Annotated in this window: 22 protein-coding genes and 1 pseudogene; 7 read left to right on the top strand and 16 right to left on the bottom strand. The window is 37.3% G+C overall.

The window, feature by feature from the left end; translation table 11 throughout:
- Positions 1-109: 109 nt before the first annotated feature.
- From hxlB to JOC77_RS19075, 5 genes are all read right to left on the bottom strand, one after another.
- On the bottom strand, positions 110-667 hold the full coding sequence (gene hxlB / locus JOC77_RS19055) for a 6-phospho-3-hexuloisomerase (protein WP_204547168.1): 558 nt from the start codon (positions 665-667) through the stop codon (positions 110-112).
- A gap of 6 nt (positions 668-673) precedes the next feature.
- A complete protein-coding gene (gene hxlA / locus JOC77_RS19060) occupies positions 674-1,306 on the bottom strand; it encodes a 3-hexulose-6-phosphate synthase (protein WP_204547186.1) in 633 nt (210 codons plus the stop codon).
- A gap of 330 nt (positions 1,307-1,636) precedes the next feature.
- A complete protein-coding gene (gene hxlR / locus JOC77_RS19065; RefSeq protein ID WP_204547189.1) occupies positions 1,637-1,996 on the bottom strand; it encodes a transcriptional activator HxlR in 360 nt (119 codons plus the stop codon).
- Between the two features lie 199 nt (positions 1,997-2,195).
- On the bottom strand, positions 2,196-2,954 hold the full coding sequence (locus JOC77_RS19070; protein ID WP_204547192.1) for a MerR family transcriptional regulator: 759 nt from the start codon (positions 2,952-2,954) through the stop codon (positions 2,196-2,198).
- Between the two features lie 836 nt (positions 2,955-3,790).
- On the bottom strand, positions 3,791-4,231 hold the full coding sequence (locus JOC77_RS19075) for a DUF6376 family protein (RefSeq protein ID WP_204547195.1): 441 nt from the start codon (positions 4,229-4,231) through the stop codon (positions 3,791-3,793).
- A gap of 235 nt (positions 4,232-4,466) precedes the next feature.
- On the opposite strand from JOC77_RS19075, the pseudogene JOC77_RS19080 reads away from it, so the two are divergent.
- Positions 4,467-5,251 (top strand): annotated as a pseudogene (locus JOC77_RS19080) (TIGR00266 family protein).
- A 217-nt stretch (positions 5,252-5,468) separates the two neighbouring features.
- On the top strand, positions 5,469-5,846 hold the full coding sequence (locus JOC77_RS19085; RefSeq protein WP_204547210.1) for an SET domain-containing protein: 378 nt from the start codon (positions 5,469-5,471) through the stop codon (positions 5,844-5,846).
- A gap of 520 nt (positions 5,847-6,366) precedes the next feature.
- On the opposite strand, the gene JOC77_RS19090 is transcribed toward JOC77_RS19085, so the two are convergent.
- From JOC77_RS19090 to JOC77_RS19100, 3 genes are all read right to left on the bottom strand, one after another.
- Entirely contained in the window at positions 6,367-6,606 is a 240-nt protein-coding gene (locus tag JOC77_RS19090; RefSeq protein ID WP_204547320.1) for a hypothetical protein, read from the bottom strand.
- Positions 6,607-6,912: 306 nt separating this feature from the next.
- Positions 6,913-7,056 carry a hypothetical protein gene (locus tag JOC77_RS19095; protein ID WP_204547213.1) on the bottom strand — a complete coding sequence of 48 codons (144 nt, stop codon included), beginning with the start codon at positions 7,054-7,056 and terminating at the stop codon, positions 6,913-6,915.
- Positions 7,057-7,302: 246 nt separating this feature from the next.
- A complete protein-coding gene (locus JOC77_RS19100; protein ID WP_204547216.1) occupies positions 7,303-7,767 on the bottom strand; it encodes a hypothetical protein in 465 nt (154 codons plus the stop codon).
- An 827-nt stretch (positions 7,768-8,594) separates the two neighbouring features.
- Here JOC77_RS19100 and JOC77_RS19105 point away from each other — a divergent pair.
- Together JOC77_RS19105 and JOC77_RS19110 are read left to right on the top strand one after the other, a co-directional pair.
- Positions 8,595-8,759, top strand: coding sequence for an aspartyl-phosphate phosphatase Spo0E family protein (locus JOC77_RS19105; protein ID WP_204547219.1), 165 nt, complete (start codon positions 8,595-8,597; stop codon positions 8,757-8,759).
- 175 nt (positions 8,760-8,934) lie between these two features.
- On the top strand, positions 8,935-10,071 hold the full coding sequence (locus JOC77_RS19110) for a histidine kinase N-terminal domain-containing protein (protein ID WP_204547222.1): 1,137 nt from the start codon (positions 8,935-8,937) through the stop codon (positions 10,069-10,071).
- Between the two features lie 353 nt (positions 10,072-10,424).
- Here JOC77_RS19110 and JOC77_RS19115 read toward each other — a convergent pair whose 3' ends face one another.
- Together JOC77_RS19115 and JOC77_RS19120 are read right to left on the bottom strand one after the other, a co-directional pair.
- Positions 10,425-11,852 carry an amino acid permease gene (locus JOC77_RS19115; protein WP_204547225.1) on the bottom strand — a complete coding sequence of 476 codons (1,428 nt, stop codon included), beginning with the start codon at positions 11,850-11,852 and terminating at the stop codon, positions 10,425-10,427.
- Between the two features lie 658 nt (positions 11,853-12,510).
- Positions 12,511-13,743 carry a cysteine desulfurase-like protein gene (locus tag JOC77_RS19120; protein ID WP_204547228.1) on the bottom strand — a complete coding sequence of 411 codons (1,233 nt, stop codon included), beginning with the start codon at positions 13,741-13,743 and terminating at the stop codon, positions 12,511-12,513.
- A gap of 246 nt (positions 13,744-13,989) precedes the next feature.
- On the opposite strand from JOC77_RS19120, the gene JOC77_RS19125 reads away from it, so the two are divergent.
- Positions 13,990-14,889, top strand: a complete 900-nt coding sequence (locus JOC77_RS19125) for an acetamidase/formamidase family protein (protein WP_204547231.1) — start codon at positions 13,990-13,992, stop codon at positions 14,887-14,889.
- Positions 14,890-15,080: 191 nt separating this feature from the next.
- Here the strand turns inward: JOC77_RS19125 and JOC77_RS19130 are convergent, their stop codons facing one another.
- From JOC77_RS19130 to JOC77_RS19145, 4 genes are all read right to left on the bottom strand, one after another.
- Positions 15,081-15,233 carry a hypothetical protein gene (locus JOC77_RS19130; protein WP_204547234.1) on the bottom strand — a complete coding sequence of 51 codons (153 nt, stop codon included), beginning with the start codon at positions 15,231-15,233 and terminating at the stop codon, positions 15,081-15,083.
- Between the two features lie 433 nt (positions 15,234-15,666).
- Positions 15,667-16,065 carry a hypothetical protein gene (locus JOC77_RS19135; RefSeq protein ID WP_204547237.1) on the bottom strand — a complete coding sequence of 133 codons (399 nt, stop codon included), beginning with the start codon at positions 16,063-16,065 and terminating at the stop codon, positions 15,667-15,669.
- A 62-nt stretch (positions 16,066-16,127) separates the two neighbouring features.
- The gene (locus tag JOC77_RS19140) at positions 16,128-17,012 is read right to left on the bottom strand and encodes a YitT family protein (RefSeq protein WP_204547240.1); all 885 of its coding nucleotides are present in this window, start codon (positions 17,010-17,012) and stop codon (positions 16,128-16,130) included.
- A gap of 42 nt (positions 17,013-17,054) precedes the next feature.
- Entirely contained in the window at positions 17,055-17,621 is a 567-nt protein-coding gene (locus JOC77_RS19145) for a tyrosine-type recombinase/integrase (protein ID WP_204547257.1), read from the bottom strand.
- Between the two features lie 391 nt (positions 17,622-18,012).
- On the opposite strand from JOC77_RS19145, the gene JOC77_RS19150 reads away from it, so the two are divergent.
- Positions 18,013-18,363, top strand: a complete 351-nt coding sequence (locus tag JOC77_RS19150; RefSeq protein ID WP_204547260.1) for a hypothetical protein — start codon at positions 18,013-18,015, stop codon at positions 18,361-18,363.
- Between the two features lie 162 nt (positions 18,364-18,525).
- Here the strand turns inward: JOC77_RS19150 and JOC77_RS19155 are convergent, their stop codons facing one another.
- Positions 18,526-18,981, bottom strand: a complete 456-nt coding sequence (locus JOC77_RS19155) for a GNAT family N-acetyltransferase (RefSeq protein ID WP_204547263.1) — start codon at positions 18,979-18,981, stop codon at positions 18,526-18,528.
- A 31-nt stretch (positions 18,982-19,012) separates the two neighbouring features.
- Positions 19,013-20,344 carry a Na+/H+ antiporter NhaC family protein gene (locus JOC77_RS19160; protein ID WP_204547266.1) on the bottom strand — a complete coding sequence of 444 codons (1,332 nt, stop codon included), beginning with the start codon at positions 20,342-20,344 and terminating at the stop codon, positions 19,013-19,015.
- A gap of 397 nt (positions 20,345-20,741) precedes the next feature.
- Between JOC77_RS19160 and JOC77_RS19165 the strand changes: the two genes are divergently transcribed.
- A complete protein-coding gene (locus tag JOC77_RS19165; RefSeq protein WP_204547269.1) occupies positions 20,742-21,596 on the top strand; it encodes a DegV family protein in 855 nt (284 codons plus the stop codon).
- Positions 21,597-21,735 lie beyond the last annotated feature (139 nt).

Consider the following 21,735-nt stretch of genomic DNA (forward strand, 5'->3'; position numbering starts at 1 on the left):
TTTATTATAAACGGGTTTTCTTCCTGATGACATAGAAAAACCCGATTAAGGGGCACTTTTAATTTAGTGTCCATTAATCGGGTTATAGTTCAAATATGAGGGCCCCCGCTTATTCTAAATTGGCATGACTGCCGTACATAACAGCAGAATCCATTCCCTTTTGGTCCATGATTTTTAAAATAACACAGTCCAGGAACAATAATAAGGTCTGCTCAAATAACGATCCCATGGGCTGTATCGTCTTATAACCGCTTCCGGATTGATCTTTAGGAGAACCCGGTAATTTCACAGTGATATCAGATAAATGACCAATGCTAGATTGTGGATTGATCGTAATCAGGGCAACCTTACCGCCGATCGTTCTAGCTTTTTCAGCCGCCTGCACTAAGCTTTTAGTTTCTCCTGAACCAGAGGCTATAATTAATAGGTCTTCTTTTTCAAAGCCTTTCGTTACGGTTTCACCGACTACATATGAATCGAATCCCATATGCATGAGCCGCATGGCGAAGGATTTAGCCATTAAGCCCGACCGTCCTGCGCCGGCCAGAAATATCCTCTTTGATTGAAGAATATGGCCGACTAGCACTTCTCCTTCTTCGTCTGATATTTGGTCAACTGTTTTCCTTAATTCATCAACAATTTGACTTAGTAAACTTGATATAGCCATATAGCGTTATCCTTGCTGAATCATTTGCTGCATTTTTTCTGCCGCAGCTTTTTTATTGTCCTGTCCTGTAATTCCTCCGCCTACAATGACAAGGTCTGGCTGAGCTTTAATAACCTCAGGAAGCGTTTCAAGTTTTATGCCGCCGGCAATTGCGGTTTTTGAATTTTTCACAACACCTTTTATCGTCATCAAATCCTGGAATGAGTTTTGGCCGACTGCCTGCAGGTCATATCCTGTATGCACGCAAATATAATCAACTCCAAGAGAGTCAAGCTCTTTTGCACGTCCTTCAAGATCTTTAACGGCTATCATATCTACAAGAATTTTCTTACCTTGTTTTTTTGCCTCTTCAACAGCGCCTTTAATCGACTCGTCTTCTGCAGCACCAAGAATGGTAATAATATCAGCTCCAGCTTCTGAAGCTTTCATCACTTCATACCCGGCAGCATCCATGATCTTAAGATCTGCTAGAACCGTTAAATTCGGAAAAGCTTCTTTCACTTCTTTTACCGCTTTAAGCCCTTCATTAATCACTACAGGAGTACCAATCTCCACCACATCAATATGTTCTTCCACTTCTTTAATGAGGCTTATAGCTTCAGGAATATTTACTAGATCTAACGCTAATTGTAATTGCATGTGTCATTCACCTCGGAATAGTATTTAATATGATCAGGCAGCGTTATTTTTCCTCTCGGCAGCCTGTACAAATTTCATTATATTGTGTAGTGCATTTTATGAAAGTACGCACTTTTATTTCATATAGTGATAAAAAAGGTACGTAGTTACAAAAAGTATACTGTACTCAAATTAATTACAACAGACAGTACCCACTGCGTTCCGACGATAAACATTTATTCCTTACCGCCAATAAAAAAACACCGAACAGCCAACTTAATACAAGTTACTGAACGGTGTTAGTATGTGAAATGGTACGCAGAGGCATACCGTATAATTAAAACGATTTGATCACTGCAATTCCTTAATGATAACCTCATCCTTCATCACGGTTTTACTATAGGTTTTTCCCCACTGGTACATAGCATCTATGATTGGTATTAAGCTTTCCCCTTCATCAGTGAGTGAATACTCTACTTTAGGAGGAACAACAGGGTACACTTCACGATGTACAATAAAATCATCTTCCAGCTCTCTCAGCTGATTTACAAGCATACGCTGGGTAACGCCTGGCATAAGAGATTTTAGCTCTCCAAACCGCTTAGTTCCATCTTTAAGATGCCATAAAATCAGCATTTTCCATTTCCCTCCTATTACTGCAAGAGTCAATTCTTTTTCACAGCTGAATGTTTTTCCACTAATGTGACCCATTTTTTCACACCCTCTAATACATTTAGACGATTAATAACAGTATGATTTATATTCCAGTTACCTGCATTCTTAGTATACATGACATTTGTTTATTCTGCCCTTTAAGTATGCCGCTTTTCTTTAGACTTTTAACAAACATACAAATAAAAGCCGCCTATTCGCTGAATAAAGAGGCGGCTTTTATAAGGCTAATTTACATTCATTTCACAGTATATATGTGAATTGCATCCCTTAGGAATTCTGCTGTTCCTGGATGCTTTTCATCATAATATTTCCTGAACCGTTCATCATCCACATACATTTGCGCCAGGTCGGCATGCGCTTCTTTATTGTATTCGCTCCAATAGAACATTAACCACTGCTTATGCAATTCGGCTGCTTTCTGCGCTGTTTCACTAGATGGATCACCAGTTTTGCGAGCTTCCGCGAGTGCCGCTTTGATTTCTTCCGCCAGACGTCCTGCTTCTTCATGATCTTCCTGTGCCATATTCATCACTTTTTCATTGGCTTTGTCGACGGTCTTATTTCCATATTTCCCACGAATCTCATTTCCATATTTATTTTCGTTATCTTCAATCATTTTTTGCTTAAAGCCTTCAAACTTTTCTTTATCTGACATAATCATTCTCCCCTCTGATGATGCAATGGTTTTTTCTACGTTAGCAATGATTAAATCTAACTGCTTTCGTTTGTCAAGGAGCTGTTCCCGGTGTGCTTTTAGTGCTTCGTTAAGATCAAAGGAAGGGTCATTCATAATAGCTTTAATTCGCTCTAGGGAAATCTCCAGTTCTCTATAAAATAAAATTTGCTGCAGCCTATCAACTTCCTTTACACCATAAATTCGGTATCCTGATGAGTTGATTCTTGCCGGCTTAAGAATTCCAATCTCATCATAATACCGGAGAGCTCTGGTGCTGATTCCTGCCAGCCTTCCTAGTTTTTGAACTGTATATTCCATGTGATCACCTCCTGACAATTTAACTCTACACCTTTACGCAGCGTTAAAGTCAACCTGTACAAAATAAAAAGAACGAGCCCATTTTAAGTTATTGGGATTTAGCCATTTTTACACTGATTCCTTTAATAATTAATTGCTGCCAGGAAATAAGTCAATTGTAGAGCAATAGAAATAAACCAATTAGATTCACCTGCGGAAAGAAGCAGCTGTTGAGGCAATCTTAGATGCCAAAGATTAGCTGACAGCTTTGAGAGAGCAGCATGGAGGCAGAATAGTCGTTAAAAAAGGGCAAAAATAGACCAAAAAGTCATCGCCTGGGCAAGTATTAGCAACTCTTATCTAATATTCATATTGGCATTAAATCTCATTGCAGGTTCATCAGAATTTAAGAGGACTTTTTCGAATAATAGAGGGTTTTTTATGATTTAAGAGCAATTTTTGAATTTTAAGGATCTGCAGTATTTCAACAAATTCTTTATCCTTATTAGTCTCATATTGCAAACGTGATTGGAGATACACTTCTTTATGATCCTCGCTTTAACAGTGGAGAATAGGTATAGAAAGCATTATGTATGGCAGCATGTCTTTTTTAGTACTATGCGTGCATAGAGACGGCTAATGTTCCGGAACTCCAACGTGCAGCACTTTCACATAGCAAACTGTTCCTTGATCCATCCTATTACTTCTTCCACTAGTCCTGAACCTTATTTTATGGTTCTAGAATGATAAAAAAAATTTCAGCCGTTTGCTAGGCGGCTGATTTTATACATATACCTACTCGTACTGTTGCCACAGGTAAGATAAGTACTGAGGCAGTACATTCCTTGTTGTCCTTTTTACAATCCTAATGATTCAATTCGATTCATTAGTTTTTCTAAATCGTTAACCAATATTATAAGTTCCGAGGCTTCGAGCTTATCTAAAGCTACCTGGCCGTTTGCCATCAATTTATTTATTTCTGCAATTACCTCTTCGTTTTTTGTTATCAGCTGCTGATGTAAATCTTCGGCCATAGAAGGAACATCCTTCATAGAATTAAATTGGGTAAGCTCTTCTTTTAAAGATGTCAGCTCATTTTCAAGATTTTTCTTTACCGCAGCATCAACCGCGGCTTCCTGAATCATCTTCGGGGCTTCTTCTGCAAAATTGCTTAAGTTATTTAGATGTTCCGTTGCTTTATTTACATAATCTAAAGAGTTATTTACATCACCTAAAGACGAGCAGGCGCTAAGCAGCAAGGATGCCGTTATCGTAATCATTAACAATGCTTTTCTCATTGTTTCAATCCCTTTCTTATCAATATTAATATAATCCTCTTGTCAACTATTATTACGTTTATCGAGTAGAAAAGTTACAGAGTAATTTTTATCAAGGTTTTCTTATCCATATAATTTTCTCCTTCGCTTTTACATTTGATCATTTTAGATTGTTTAGACTCATATTTTATAGATAGCGGAAAATCCTTCCATATTCTAAAATAGTGTATGAGACATTTCAATTAGGAGGAAAGCAATGAACAATCATGATATTGATTATCAGATATTTGGAGATGATATGCAGTTTGTTGAGGTAGAGTTAGATCCTAACGAAACGGTTATAGCGGAGGCAGGAAGTTTGATGATGATGGAAGATGGTATACATATGGAAACCATCTTCGGCGATGCTTCAAGTGAAGCAGGATTAATGGGCAAGCTTTTTAGTGCTGGGAAACGAGTCTTGACCGGAGAAAGTTTATTCATGACCGCGTTCACTAATCAGCTTCTGGAAAGAAGCATGTTTCATTTGCATCCCCCTATCCTGGAAAAATCATTCCAATGGATTTAAGTCAGTATGACGGCAAAATCATATGCCAGAAAGATTCTTTTTTAGCAGCGGCGAAAGGAGTCTCTGTAGGAATCGAATTTCAAAAGAAAATCGGAGCCGGGTTCTTTGGCGGTGAAGGCTTCATTATGCAGAAGCTTGAGGGAAACGGAATGGCTTTTGTGCATGCTGGGGGTACGATTTTCCAAAAAGAACTAGCTCCTCACGAATTATTGCGAGTTGATACAGGGTGCTTGGTAGCGATGACAAGTGATGTCGAATACAATATCGAAATGGTTAAAGGAGTTAAGACTGCACTTTTCGGCGGAGAAGGACTATTTTTTGCTTCTTTAAAAGGCCCTGGAACGGTATGGATACAATCCCTGCCTTTCAGCCGGCTTGCAAGCAGAGTATTCGCAGCTGCGCCCCGCCGAGCAGGGTCCAAAGATGAAGGCAGCATTGCAAAAGGAATATTTGATATTTTTAATGGTGACTGAATCCATAAACCTACGATACAGGCAGGAATTTTTATTCCTGCTTTTTCTAACATAATACTTATTTTTGTGCATTTTTGAAAGGTTATCCTCTTTAAATTATACACGCTCTCATGGTAAAACAACTCAGTAAAAATGAAGGATTATTATTAAAACATTTGCATTCATCGTATTTAACTGGCATGCTTATAACAACATATAGAAAATGCAGGTGACAGCCATGATTGAAATTAAGACTTCAACACTGAGCGACGGAGAATTGAATAGAGGGGTATTTGCTACCCAAGATATCAAAAAAGGCGAGCTGATTCATGCAGCGCCGGCTCTTCCCTATCCAAACGATCAGCACGTCCATATAGAGAAAACGTTACTGGCTGATTATGCTTTTGAATACGGTAAAAACCATACTGCTCTGCTTTTAGGGTATGGCATGCTGTTCAACCACTCTTATCAGCCCAATGCCATTTATGAAATTAACTTTCCAAACCACACATTTGATTTCTTTGCTTATAAAGATATTAAAGCTGGTGAAGAGATTCTTATCAACTATAATGGTGAAGTCGACGACAATGAGCCTTTGTGGTTCAATAAGGAATAACGATAAGGAAAAAAACCTTCCTTTGTTGAAGAAAAACATGGAAATTTCCCTCTATCATTTTTTCACGCTAAGTTAAAATTATAACTAAAAATAGCAAAGGAGGTGCATACACTGGCACCTCCTTTCTTTTATGGCTTATGGACGGCATTCATATACAAGCAAGTTAGGAACAATACAGGTTTGGCAAGATAGCAAAAAAACGAATGAAAGGTGCAATTCCGGATGGAAAGCAGCAATTTGCAGGATGTACAGTGCATTCAGCGTTTCCCCATGAATTATATAGCGGACAAATGCATCTAGAAGCCCTGCATTTTAGAGTTTGACGCAATTAAATTGGATATCGACGCAATAATTCCGAATTACGGCGCAATTATGTTAAATAAAGGCGTAATTAGTTTCATAATAACAGATCAAACTCATCAAACCAAAAGCCAGCCTAACAACACTCAAACCGTACCAGTCCTTTAATCCAGCTGGCTATTTAATATGATCATTTTGTTGTTATGAATGAGCTCACCAACTAACTTTTTCCTTCAAAAAACTCAGTACATACACTATCTAAAGATTGGAGATTTCCGATTAGTCCCTTTAAATCACATGTATGAATGATATCCATCAATTTACGGTTTTCTTCAGTTACAGAGAACAAATGAATTTCCATACAGCCATCCCATCTGGCATTAACATCCATTTTGCCATCTTCACTTTCTAATTCTATTGCAGCAATGCCGCCATCCTCGCGTTTATGCACATATTTCATAATCCACAAAGAGAACACCTCTCTATATTTTTCATAGTCTTTGCATGATTATAGAGTGTCCATAAGGTTCCCTGATTATCATTTATATTAATATATAATAAAAGACGGTATCATGAAGGATTCATCTGCAGAAAGCGCATAATGAATTAGATGAATATTTGAAGGATCTCCAGGTCTTTTGTCTAGAATGAGATTGCCTTAGGTTATCATGCTGTTTTACTACTAGATTCTTTATAAAAAAGTAAAAGGAGCAATTCGCTCCTTTTTTGTCATCCATTTTCCTTATATCCCTCTCCTGTTTTCGAATCACATCAAATCTATGGCATCACTTATAAGTTTTATATCCGTTGAGATATCTCTTCTAATATACTTATCTTTACATTTATCCCATTCCCTGATCAGCTGTTTAAGTTCTTTTATGAGGAGAAGGCGCTCGTAGTTGCTGTTCATCTCTATGCACCTCTTTTTTGTAAAATATTAGCTGTTAAAAGTAAATTACCCAATATTGTAAACAAAAAAACTAATATGGAGAAAGCGACACAATAGAAATATACGTGCATCTATTAACAGCCTGCAGTGCCATAAAATATAGAGGGAACCTTAGTTTCCCTCTAGTAATTTGTATAGGTGTCATTATTTAAATCTAGGATAACCCCTGGTATGATACATTTTTTGTTGAAAGCTCTCCATAGAGCCTCAGCTTGTATATTCTTTAAAAGAAAAACAGAAAAGCTTGCGTTCAATTCGTCCCCTGTCACCGGTAAATTTGTACCAGCTTTGCCCGATGTAAAAAGGATTTGTAAGCATTTTTTCAATAATATAAGCGATCCGTTCATTTGCATCCTTGCTCTCGATTTTATTTTTACAGGAGAGTGCTAATACAAAATAAGTTTTCTGTTTATCAAGTTCTAAAAGCTGCAAATGATAGTGGTCAATTTGTGATGAATTAAAATCTTCTAATACACTTTCTATACATCTTTCAACTTCTACATCATATTTGTGTGCTTCGGACCAGTTTAATAGAAGAGAATCATAGAGGGCTAGTGTAAGGATATAATATGTGGCATAATCGTTCGGATCATATTCTTTCTTACCTGATTCCTGCTGTTCAGTGGGGATTACGATGAAATTGCTATAGTTAGCAAAAAAATTTCCATTCATACTACATACCTTCTTTCCTTAGAAGTCTTTTATGTGCAGGTAACGTTATAATAAATGCTTTTAATTACATATGTATTCTTTCTATCCACTTTTTCATAAGTATTAATTAAACAGTTCTATTCCTATTTAAAAAACCCTTCTACTTTTCATACTTTCTTGTAAGAAAATTTTGTCTATAGACCTACTATCCTATTTTTTTATGTAAAAAGGACTGCTATGAGCTGCCCTTTTAAATACTCCTTATATATCGCTATCTAAAATTGTTTATACGAGTTGAACAGTCCTTACGAATAGCCTGTTCTATTCCTGAGGCTTTTAATTACTTACAAAAAAATGCTGTTTTCATTCTCATTAAGCTATACATGAGTGCTGCTTTTTTTCCCTTATCGGTTTTAGGATTAATTTTGGGACGCAGACAATCTATAAATTTTCTATCACACTCACAAGCTGGCATTCTAAGCCTTAGGCAGCGATCATGCCTCCAGCAGCAGGCATCCACATCATTGATGGGTGCTCCGGGGCCGCTGCACCCCGGACCGCACCATCTATATCCCGGAAACACACAGAGAGCAAAAGAGTTGTTGGGTTTTTTTGATGGCATATCCACACTTCCTATAAATTGTTTATACTATTATATAGAATAGTTTCAATCCTGAAACAGCCATTTCCCCAGACAAGAGGAATATTATTTCAAGCAGGCTTCTAATAAAACTTCGGGTGAATTTGTCGTATTTACAAAGAAATTGTCTTTTTAATTATGTAGCAATGAACATACTAGATAACTTACAATTAACGGTAATCGTTCTTTGAGAGGTTGTATCTATAAGATGAATGAATTACTAGAAAAAATTATAGAAATGCAGCAGGAAATGATCTCTATTGCAGCTGCAACAGGGTTAAATAGCCAGGAAACTCTGAATTTTAGCCAGTCATTAGATGAATTAATCATAGATTATCAGAGAAAAATGGTTGATAATAAGGTTATGGGATAATTTTTTCCGTAGGGTATTTTTACTGATAAAATTTTAACAAAGAGATGTCCTTCTATAAAGGTTAGTTTTTTACATAAATGAGTAAGAATGTACGAACATATTGTTTTTGTCTATCAATTTGTAAATGAAGGTAATGTGATAAATGTAAAAACAATTGATGGAAATGGGGATAAAGATGCTTACGACACTTCAAGGGTCGCACAAACGAATTTTAGTGCGCTTTTTAGATGAGCACCAGTCTGAATTTTTGAAGAATTGGCATGATATGATCATAATCGACAAAGTCGATCCACATAAAGATCTGATACTAGAAAATGGGAACCAAATGTTTTCACTCATAAAGAATGCCATCACCGGATCTTTAAGTGAGGAAGATATCATTAATCTAGCTTATAAGGTTGCTCGCGAGCGACTTGAGGCCAATATAAATATTGGGGATTTTGTATACAATGTAAACCTTGGGAGAAGCATAATTATTAAAAATATCTTCCAGTCAAATATACCTCCAGGTGATATTCAATTCATTATAAATCATATTAATACCCATTTTGATCTCTTCTGTTATCATGCTGTTTCCAGATATACAAATTTGAAAAATAAAGAATTGAATGATAAAACGGTATACATCAGTGAAAACCACAAAGACAAACTTGCAGTACTCGGTCAAATATCCTCCAGCTTTGTTCATGAGTTTAGAAATCCTTTGACCTCCATTATGGGATTTACTAAAATATTGAAAAATGACCATCCAGAGCTCTTGTATTTAGACATTATCGAGCATGAATTACATCAATTAAACTTTAGAATCACTCAATTTCTTCATACTTCTAAAGCGGGGATTAATGGGAAGCAGGAAACCATTTCAATAAAAACACTTTTCAATGAAATTCAGCAGCTCTCTTATCCAAGCATTGTTGATACAGATGTAAACGTTGAAATAGATATCGGTGCAGAATTAGAAATCATAGCTAATAGAGATGAATTGAAGCAGGTTCTGCTCAATCTTTTTATTAATTCGATCGATGCTTTAAAGCATAAAGAAAAACCGAGAAATCTTTTTGTAAAATGCTGGAGTGAACCAGATGAATTAGTCATAACTCTTTCAAACAATGGCCCCGCTATAGCATCTGAAAACATCAAAACCATATTTGAACCCTTTTTTACAACTAAAGAACTAGGAACAGGAATCGGATTATATGTATGTAAGAAGATTATTGAGAAACACGGCGGTATAATAAAATGTGAATCTAATGACGCTTTAACCACTTTCAGCCTCTACCTTCCAACAAATGGAAGAACGATGGATTTTTAATCATGTCAAGTGAGGATCTAACCCTTTAAAACCTTAAAAGAGTTAAGGAAATGAAAATGTCCTTAACTCTTTTTAGTGGAAAAAAACGCTGTTTCGAATTATTCTTTGTCCGGAGGCTCCTCCAGAAGCCATTTATCCAATTATTGAATCATCCAATCCCCAAAAGACTCAATAAATACCAGTATATGTTTAGGATTTTCAGAAGGTTGTATCAAATTCAGTGGCCTTTATACAAAAAAGCACCCTATAGGAAGACTTTTTTTGAGTGTCTACACTATAGGATACACTTTTCTTCCAGATTTCTGGCTTTTTGGTTAATATATTGGTAACCGTTTTGTCAAATTACTTTACTTTTATGCAGTGCGTTTTTCATCCGCATATCCAGGTAATGAACCGGGTTTTGGAAGCAGCTTATAAAATAAAATTCCACTTGCCAGAAGGATCATTCCAAACGTGAAGGTTTTGACATCAGCTGTACCTGCTATAATTACCCAGGCGGAATAAAGAGTAGCAATGACCGCAATGACCCCATCTATCATCCTGCTCTTGTTAGTGCTATACGTTTCACCAGTTATAGTTAATTTTAATTGAAATACAGAGGAAATAAAGTATGGTACAAGATAAGACAAAGTTGCTATATAAATAATGAACTCAAACGCTGCAGATATTGAATTAGAAATGGTGGAGAATATAAATAACTGAGCAAGAACATTTGTTATAATAAGAGAAAAGACCGGGAGTCCATTTTTATTTAATTTTGCAAAAGCTGGCATAAACAGTCCTTGTTTAGCTGCCTGATAAGGAACCTCAGAACTCAACATGACCCATCCAATTGTAGAACCTGCTAAACTAACCAATCCTAGTCCCGCTATCAGCTTTCCACCAACTGGTCCTAGTACGTTTTCCATCGCATCTATTAAAGGTTTATCTGATTTTATTAATGCATCAGGAGACAGCATTCCCATAACAAGTGTGCTTATCCCAATATAAATAGCCAATGAGATGAATAACCCCAGCATGGTTGCACGCTTTACATCTATTTTCCTTTTGGCTCTCGATGCAAATACCACCGCAGACTCTACTCCGATAAAAGCCCACAGCGTTGAAACCGCTGCATGATTCACCTGGCCAAACAAACTAATAGAATGACCTGTATCATCCAGTCTTGGAGCAGCGAAAGGAAGCATGTTTCCTTTTTCAAAAGCGAGCAGGCCTATCACGATGAATAAAAAGAATCCAAGAACCTTTGTAGCTGTTGCTGCAAAGTTTAATTTACCTGCATTTTCAAGACCCTTTAGTATAATAAAATGAGTTCCCCACAATAGAATCGAGCACACAGCAAATGTTAGTGCATTACCAACCTTTAAGGTAAATGTACCTGCTGTAAATAATTCAGCCTGACTCGTTAATATTGGAAAGAATGTGGATAAATAGCTGGCAAACGTTGTGATAACAGCAACATTCCCGGCAAAGTTACCAATCCAATAGCCCCAAGATGACATGAAACCGGAAAGAAGTGAGGCTTTTGATCCTTCTTTAAATAATTCCTTTGCATAGATCTGGGGTCCTCCTGATAGTTCAGGTTTCCTTATCGCTAAATTACCAAATACTAATGCAATCATAAGAACACCAAAACCCGTCACTGCCCAAGCTGCCATTACTCCGGCTGGACTTGAAGATTCCGCTAAGGAACGAGGCAGCATAAATATTCCTGAGCCTACCATATTCCCAACTACTAATGCAGTGAGAATCCACAGGCCTAATCTGTTGTTTACTCCCATTTTTACCTTCTCCTTTTCTAGTTGTATGTTTCCTAATCTATTTAATCTCATAAGATGAAAAAGGCATAAAAAAACACCCCATGCCGGTGTATGTTGTCTTTCATTTAAAATAACAAGATAGCTAGACTGAGGATATCCCAAAACAGTCCCCGCTTCTGTATTGAAATGATTTTTTCATTTTATTGATAAAACTGTTCATCCTAAACCAATCTTGGATTGACAAATACTTTATATTTATTCAATAAAAATTATATTTATATAATACTCACCTTTACTTGGTTAGTCAATACAAAATAATATATATATAATAATTTATGTATTTTTATACAACGGGACTCGGTCCTTTACCTATTTTGTTCTCCTTCACGCCTCATATGATTCAGTTCATAGAAAAGCCGCTTCTTTTTAGCGCTTTAATCTTTCACTAATTTAAACCCAAAAAAAGAATCCTTTCATTTAGAAAGGATTCCAGAGTGTAGACAAAATCAATTTCAAACAAACTTTGTCGCAAAAAATGAGGTTTGTCAATTTATTCTTGCATATATGGTGGTGTTTCTTAAAGTTAAGCACTATATATTGAGGGTTAAATTTTATTAAAAAATAGCTGTCGACTTTGTCGATAGTCTGGAATCCTTTCATTTAGAAAGGATTCTATAGTTTACAATTGCTTAATGGCATCAATAAATTGGATAATTTCGTCTTCTGAATTATATGGCGCCAGACCTGCACGGATCCAGCCGCCTGTCTCATTTACCCTTGTTTTATTTGCTAAGGTTGTCGCATAAAAATCCCCGCTTGCAATAAAAATTGCATGCTTCTCTGATAGAGTTTGACATACTTCTTCGGGATGGAAGCCATCTACCTTAAAAGCAATCGTAGGTGTTTTAGGTACAGCAGAGCCTGGCTGATATAATATTACATTGTCCATTTTTGCCAGCTCGTCTCTGAGTATTGTGGATAAACGGTTTTCATGCTCTTCTATGAATTTGATTCCGGACACTATTCTCTCTCGTCGTGTTGAGCCTGTACCCAGCTGCTCAAAAAATTCAATGGCAGGCTTAATTCCGGCTATGCCTTCATGGTTTTGTGTTCCTGTTTCCAGCTTATCGGGGTAATAAGACGGCGCCGGCTTCAGTTTGTATGGTTCTAAATCGGCGAAAGTTTCTTCTTTTATTGCAGCTATTCCGATATGAGGACCGAAAAATTTATATGCGGAGCAGAAAATAATATCTGCCCCTAAAGCCTCGCGGTCGATTGGGATATGAGGTGCTGCATGGACAGCATCAACAGCAACAAGAGCACCTGTTTGCTTTGCCCTAGTTGAGATCCTTACAGCGTCATTTATCGTGCCTACGGCGTTTGAAGCAAGCCCTATGGCTACTAGCTTGGTGTTCTCATTGATCACTTCATCCAGATTATCCAGGCATAAAGTGAATGCTTTTGGATCTGCTTTTATCCAGCGAACAGTCATGCCCCTGTCTTCAGCCATAGAAATCCAGGGATCAACATTTGCGCGATGATCCATCTCTGTTACAACAATCTCGTCGCCCCTTCCCCATTTCTTGCCGAGAGACCTAGAAACAGAGAAAGCCAGAGTTGTCATATTAGCACCAAATGCTACTTCTGATGATTTAACATTAAGAAAATCAGCTATGATATTTTTGGCTTCTGCGATTATATTTTCCGTCTCACGGCTGGAAGGAAAGGCACCGTGCAGGTTTGCACCGCCATTCTCCATATATCTAGCAATGGCTTCTATGGATGTATGAACTACTTGTGAACCGCCGGGCCCATCCATATAGATTGCCGGCTTCTCATTATAGGTGCGTTTTAAAGCTGGAAATTGTTTACGGACTTCTTCAATGGGAAAAGTCGCTAGCTTTTGGCTCAAAGAACATGCCTCCTAATTATGATATCGATACTGCTATTTATCTAACTTATACATAGAAAGGCGAAAAACCTGCTTTTTCAGAGTTTTTTTTTAAGATTGAAAGTTTTATATATTAATTCCTGCTTTGGCAGCATGTTTAGTAATCTTATGAATGGGTCCTATATAGAGAATAAAAATTCATTATATTATAATGATTAAGATTAATGCCAAATTATAAAAGATATACCTAAGAGGGAGTTGAATGGGTTGGGAGAACTACTAACTAAACAAGAACATTTCTTTGCGTTCAGCCGGGAAAATAAGCCGGTAAAAAGGATTATGCCTGGCACGACTATTACCATTGAGACATATGATTGCTACAGCAACCAGATACATTCTGGTCATACTGAAATTGACAGGAATAAAATCAATCCGGCTACTGGGCCAATCTTTATAGAAACATCCCAGCCAGGTGATATTTTAAAGGTTAAAATCGAAAGAATTGAAATCGCTGAACATGGTGTTATGTCTGTCGGCCCAAATCTGGGTGTTATGGGGGATATTTTGGAACAGCATGAGGTAAAATTCATTCCTATAAAATACAACAAAGCGATATTTAATGAGACAGTGAATATCCCTCTTAATCCTATGATTGGCGTAATTGGGGTTGCACCAGAGGGTGAGCAGATTCCCACAGGTACTCCCGGGTCACACGGCGGCAATATGGATACGAAGTTAATCGCTGAAGGCGCAGTGCTCTACCTGCCCGTGTCTGCTGATGGAGCACTCTTTGGCCTGGGAGACCTGCATGCAGCGATGGGTGACGGAGAAATTGGGGTGACCGGCATAGAAGTTTCAGGTAAAGCAACCGTTACCTTAGATGTTATAAAGGGGGCAGCCATCAAACATCCTATCGTAATGAATGCCGATGGACTTGCCATGATCGTATCTGCTCGAACACTGGATGAGGCAGTCAAACAGTCGGTTGAACATATGATAGAACTCTTGCGCCCTCATACTAATTTGTCGATCAATCATTTAACCATGCTTTTCAGTGCAATAGGACAGACTCAGATAAGCCAGGTTGTGGACCCGTTTATGACAGCCAGGTTCTTTTTGCCGCGATACTTCTTAGAAGCCTATAACATTAACTTATTTAATGATTGAAAAAAAACGTAAATTAGTTGATCCACATTTTCAAAAAGAAAGCTCCGGCTCTGTGTATGATTTCCGTACTCAGGCAGCAAAATGTCGCTAATTACTGAAATAACTGCACGGTTTGCACGAACTAATCTAGAAATAAAAAAAGAATCGGAATATCCGATTCTGCATTAACTGATGCATGCTGTTTTTTAAACCTACGTGTGGTGCTTATCAGAATCCAGGACTGTACTCAGCAGTACAATATCACGCTGGATTTGTTCACGCACTTTATCCAAGGGACATTTGTAATAATCGTCGATTAAACGGCCTAATTCTTTTATGTATATACTCTGTTCACTGTGAGTCATATCTTTTTTGTCTCTTTCTAAACTAAATATTTAAAGGGTTCATATGATTCCACCTGCTTATTTATAGATGGTCTCACATGTATTGTAATATGACTCCTCAAGGAAGTCTAGGTTTTATAAGTCATTCGTACTATTTTATTTCTATTACGTTACTAAACTCCTTACCCGGAATGTCTATAAATCTAACTAAAAAAGTTAACTTTAAATTTAATTATTTTTGCAGCCAAAGATTGCCTGCCCAACTTACCATTTAGCTAATTAGTTTGTAAAGTTATTAGTCTTTGGTTAAAAACTAGCTTTCCTCTGTGTTTTGACTCACCCTATTTGATTTTTTACGGAATTAGTATGAATGGTTTAATTTTAGCATCACAGGACTAAGGAATCAGCTGACACCGCATAGTTCAATGACTGCCATAGCAGGCAAAATCGGATTTTATGGCAATCCAGCAAATGTAATCCTATTTTTCCCGCCTTTATACCAAATGTGGGGACTTTGATTTTGGATCGTAACAGTGGAATGTCTTAAAATAAAGGGTATTTTAAGTAAAAGCTCTGTTAAGTTGCCTGTTGATTGCAGCAAAAAATGCGGAGAACGGTCCAGAACGACGAGGAAGGCAGTTCGCAGCTGAACAACAGGAGGGCACTCGCTTACCGCGGGCGCCGGCCTCCTCTCACATTTTACGCCTGTGGGGTTTCCCTTGCTCAGGATTCTCGCGCCTGAAGCGAATATCAACATAGTGCCAAAATCAACAATGTACTTTAATATAGGCTTAGTAAAAGAAGAAACGGCAAACAATACCTTTAACAGTTCCCCTTTCTTTTGGTTTAACAAAAAAACCGCCACTCCTTAATGGATTGGCGGGTAAAATGGCAAAGTATAAGGAAAGACAGAATTTAATGTATGCTTCTTTTTTTGAAGCGTCCGCCGCGCACCTCAGCAATGTCGGCTATAGCAATGAATGATTTTGGATCAATATCTTCAACCAATGATACAAGCTTGGATTCTTCGAGTCGGGTAATGATACAGAAAATCACTTTCTTTTCATCGCCTGTATAGGCACCTTCCCCTTGAAGATAAGTGACTCCCCTTCCTAATCGGGCATTGATGGCATCTCCAATTTCAGTAATTTGATCACTGATAATATAGGCCGATTTGGATCCTTCAATTCCGTCTACTACTGTATCAATGGCTTTTGCTGCGATTACATATGCGAGGATGGAGTACATGGCTCTATCCCAGCTGAAGACAAAACCAGCAGCACCTAAAATGAAAATATTTACAAACATAACTATTTCACCAACAGAAAAAGGCACGCGCTTGTTTATGACAATCGCGAGAATCTCTGTCCCGTCTAAGGCTCCGCCATTTCGGATAACTAACCCGACACCTACACCTAAAGCCATGCCCCCAAAAATCGTAGCGAGCAGAATATCATCCGTAAAGGCAGGAACAGGATGAAAAAGAGTAGCAAAAACTGATAGAGCTATAATTCCATATACGGAAGAAAAGGCAAATGTTTTCCCAATTTGCTTATAACCCAGGTAAATAAATGGCAGGTTTAATCCGAACAAGAAAATCCCCAGTTCTAGACCTGTAAGATGTGAAAGCATAATCGATATACCTGTAATGCCCCCATCAATTACGTGGTTAGGTATTAGGAAAATTTCCAATCCTGTGGCCATTAATAAGGCACCAATTGTAATAATGATTACCCGGCTGATAATCCTACCTTTTGTTAATTTTTTATGCTGTGCTTTTGCTTGAATAAGTTCTGTCATAAGATCCCGCCTTTTTAATCAATTTTTCTCTAAATACCAATTTTACAAATTCACATCAATAATCGAACGAGCAGGTTCTTCCTTAGTAATGCCAAGATATTTATAGGTTTCTGATGGGGTGGCATGATGGTAGTGTTCTTGGATGATGGAGATAGAAACACCTTTTTTGTATGCATGATAGCCAAAGGTTTTACGCATGGAGCTGGCACCAAATTTCCCTTTAATGCCAAGACGATCGATAGCATCATGTATGATGCGATGTGCCTGCTGGCGGCTGATAGGATTCTTTGTTTTTAGTGAGGCATAAATGTAATCATTTGGAGATAATCCGGAGTTATTTAGGTAATGTTCCAAGGCAGATCTTACTTTGGAATTAAAGTAAATCTCCTTTTGGCGTACTGATTCTTCACAGGGAATCTCGTAAAAAGTTTTAATTTTATTCTTGCCGCAAACTACATCACCAGCTTTTATGACAAGCATGTCACTAATTTTCATGCCGGTATTAATTCCCATAACAAAAAGTAAAAAATCCCTTTCAGAATGTTGTTTAAGATCCTTTTTGATTTCGTCAATTTGCTGAACATCCTTAAATGGCTCAACAAAATCCATCTTCATCTCTCCATCCATGTAACATAATTCTATTTTATCATAGTATATGTTACATATCTATTTAGTTGCTTGCAGATTAAATATGATTCAGCCGGCCGGCGCATTGTTTTTAATTTAACTTTAGATTTTCTGTTTAAGTTAATAAAATACGGGGTATACTATTATTATACTCGTTGCGGGACTTAACCATTCGCAACGGTAGAGGCTCGGGGTTCTCCCGGGCCTTTTTGTTTTGATACAAGGTTTAATATATGCCCAATGATTACGGGCTCGCCAAAGTATACCAAAGGCTCGACCCAGCATAAAAATAGCAGTTTATTGAAAATCGACATTGGGAATAACATTTTAATAAGATGTGAAGTCACATAAGTTTATTAAAGGAGGAATGGCAATGGGGATCATAAATAAAATTGTACACAAAGCTAAGCTTTCATTGAATCAAGCCAATGCCAGTGTAAAAGAACGTATATTTGATTTCACGGGTACGAATTCAGCAACTATACCTCAATTGGCGGATTATATCCAAAAGCATCCTGACACCAAAATGAAACGAAAAGTACTTTTGGGTAATATGTATAGTGTGTATGAATTAAACAGCGGAGATATCTTTTATTATTTAGAAAAAAGAAACGCTAATATTCTGCAATTGGATGTCCAGTCACAAGCACAGGATCTTATCACCTATCGATCTTATAAGGATCAATACACCTTGAATACACCAATAAAAATTCCGGAAAAATAAAGTATAGTAATCAAAAAACAGAAAGCCGGCGCAGTGGGCTTTCTGTTTTTTGGACTATCTGATAAAAAGCTGCCGCCTTACCTATTTTGGGGTTAATCCATTCATTAGAACAAAAATTCTGCGTTGAATTTCTGCTTCGTCATCCCATTCCGCCTCCGGCGTTTAACTTTTTAATATTTTGTTACGTTTCTCCATAAAATGCAGGGGCTGATCTAGCTGCACGAACCCATAACCTGCATATAGCGAATGAGCATCATGAGTTGCTAACATCAGCCTCCTGACTTCTAAAAGGTCTTCTTGTTCTGTAATTACCTCCACTAACCATTTGGATAATCCCTTTCCCCGATATGCTGGGAGAACAAACACATCACTTAGGTATCCAAAGGTCGTTAGATCAGTGATTACCCGGCCAAATCCCGCTTGTTTATACATACCGCTTGGACTGGTCTCATAAATCCCAAAACAAAGTGGAATATTCTTTATTGATTTTACAACTTTTTCTCTTGTTATACCTTTTGACCAATAAGAATCGTTACTTAGAAAATGATGAATCGTAATTATATCTAATAATTCTTTCTTTGTAGAAATCACAAAATTATTATTTTTCCAAGTATCCATTAGCTTTCTCCATCTTACTAACTTAGTCATTTTACAATTTCCCATCTGATTCTAGTGGACGATCGTTTATTTTGAGATTTCCATTCCTCAAAATTGAAAATAAAATGGTGAGGCATGGCAGAATCCATAAAAAAACCGCATAAGGCAAATAGGAAAAGAGAGACACATTCAAGATAGTACTGCACATGATCGCAAGTATGCTCCATGGCACCATTCCTGGAAAAATAAGAGTGGTGTCACCCATCACTCTTGCAAGGTCCTCCCTTTTATAATATTTACTCCAATGAGAAAGGAATGACCTTCCGGTAAGGATTATTGGCAATGTTTGATTGGCTGCTATAAAAGAGATAAATAAAGTCGATAAAATGATCTTAATAGAATCGTCTTTCAGAGACTTAGAAGTCTTCAGCCATTTGTCCAAGTATGGCTGAATCATATTGAGTTCTTCAAGAAGACCGTTGTAAGCTCCCGCCACTATAATAAATAGCAGTAAAGAGTACATATGAGCGAGACCTCCACCAGTTCCTTCGATTCCATACCAAAAACCATAGAGAAGCTGAGAAAAAGAGAGACTCTTATATATGGCAATTAAACCAGCTGAAGCTATGCTCGCGATAAATCCGTATAGAATCTTTACTCTCATAAGTACCATTACAACTAAAAATAGCGGCGGGATAAACTGAATGAAAAGAATGCTTCCATTAGAATTAACGAATAAGGTCTTACCTTGTATATCAATAAAATGATCTATTATGGCATAAAACAAACAGCAAATTAAAATTGCTGGCAAAGTGGTAGTGATCATTGCTTTCTGCTGGCTCTTAACACTAATTTCAATCGTATGTGCCATCAGCTGATGGGCACTTGAAAAAGGAGAAGTACGATCACCTACAAAAGCGCCGGAAATAAGGGCTCCCGCAGTTATTTCCATTGGCAGTCCCAGTAAAACAGCCGTACTCATAATCGGTACTCCAATGGCGCTTAAAGTACCAACAGACGTACCAAGCGTCATAGAAAACAAAGCTGCAGCTAAGAAGGATAAAATAAAAAAATGATTTGGATCAAGCAGCCGCAAGGTAACTGCTACCATTTGGTCAAGAGTCCCTGATAAATGCCAGGATGGAAGCAAGAAGCTCACAAAGAACAATATCAGAACAACAATTCTGGTTTTAGCCGCTCCTCTAAAAGAGATATCCAGCAACTTTTTAATTGGTACTTTCTTTTGCCTGCAGAGAACAAGCAATACTAGGAATCCCGGTAAAAACCCGATAACTAATGGTATATGTGCAATAACTGAATAAAGCACTCCAGTTAAAGTAATTACAAACAGAAAGATTACTTCTTTGGCTTTAAATGTCGTCATTTTTCACCTTCTATATTTATGTATCATTTTATAGTTACACTAGATATATTAGAGCTGCCTACAACTAGCTGCAGTACTGCTGCTCCTCACAAATTATAGCAGTGGAGGTATGATTGCAGCCAAATATTTCACTTATTCAAGGAATTACATACTATAAGCTTAACTATTTCCGTTTACATAGAGCTGCCTCACCCGTCGATTTGATTTCATTGAAGTACTGTATTATACCCTTTCAGGAAAATTCCATCTGAATGTTTTTCACAAAATATACATATTTTGAAATAACTTTAGCGCAAAAACATGACATTTGTGTATGTTTTTTTTGTTGTAAATCTACCAAAATTAAAGAGTATCTTTTAACAGATTCACAGTTACATTTTTATGGGAGGACTCAATTATGAAAAAAGCTAAAGTTGCCTGGATAACGGACACAACCAGCTCTTTAAGCAGAGAATTTATCGAAAACAACAATATATTTGTTGTACCGCTTAATGTACTTATTAATCAAGTATCTTTTAAAGAAATGATAGATATAACAGATAAAGAATTTTATGAACGAATGGAAAAAGAAGAAGGTACGTTCCAATCATCACAGCCATCTGTGGGTGATTTTGTTGATTTGTACAAAAGTCTTAAGAGTGAATATGATTTTGGAATAGCAATTCATGCTTCAAGCAAACTTACAGGAACCTATCAGACTTCTATGATGGCAGCAGAAATAGCTGAATTTAAAATTTTTGCTCTAGATTCACAAACTGGTTCCTATCCTCTCTCTTTTCTAATCAAGAAAGGAATAGAATTGCTTGACTCTGGTCTTCATGAACAAGAACTAATCAGCAAGCTGAAGAGTTATCGTGACCATACCAGACTTTACCTGGTGCCTTCCAACCTGAATCAGCTTCACAAAAGCGGCCGAGTTTCAGGCACACAAAAAATGCTGGCTGACTTATTTAAGATTAAGCCTATATTATCTATAGAAAATGGAGAAGCAAAAATTAAAGAAAAAGTGAGAACTGAAAAAAGAGCTTTAGCATGGCTTATTTCGCAGCTTCAAGAAGAAAACAAGCAATATAAAATTAGAAAAGCAGCGGTTGTACATGCAAATAATGCAGAACAGGCATTGAAAGTTCAGCAGCTGATTACTGAATCCATTCCAGGTCTTGAAACTGAAACTTTAATGCTGATACCAGTTGCAGGAGTCCATACAGGGGTTGGTACAATAGGGTTATCATGGGTTTGCGAACAGAACTAATTTCCTGCCCCAAATCTTCATTATCTCCAGAAGCTTCAAAAGCTGGCTATCGTTAACTCTCTAATTCCAGCTTTCTATCTGGTTTTGCATATACCTTAGCACTTTTCGTTTTCCTTTCTTTTTATAGAGCAAAAAAATA

The organism is Peribacillus deserti (assembly GCF_016909175.1).
GTDB lineage: Bacteria > Bacillota > Bacilli > Bacillales > DSM-1321 > Paraperibacillus > Paraperibacillus deserti.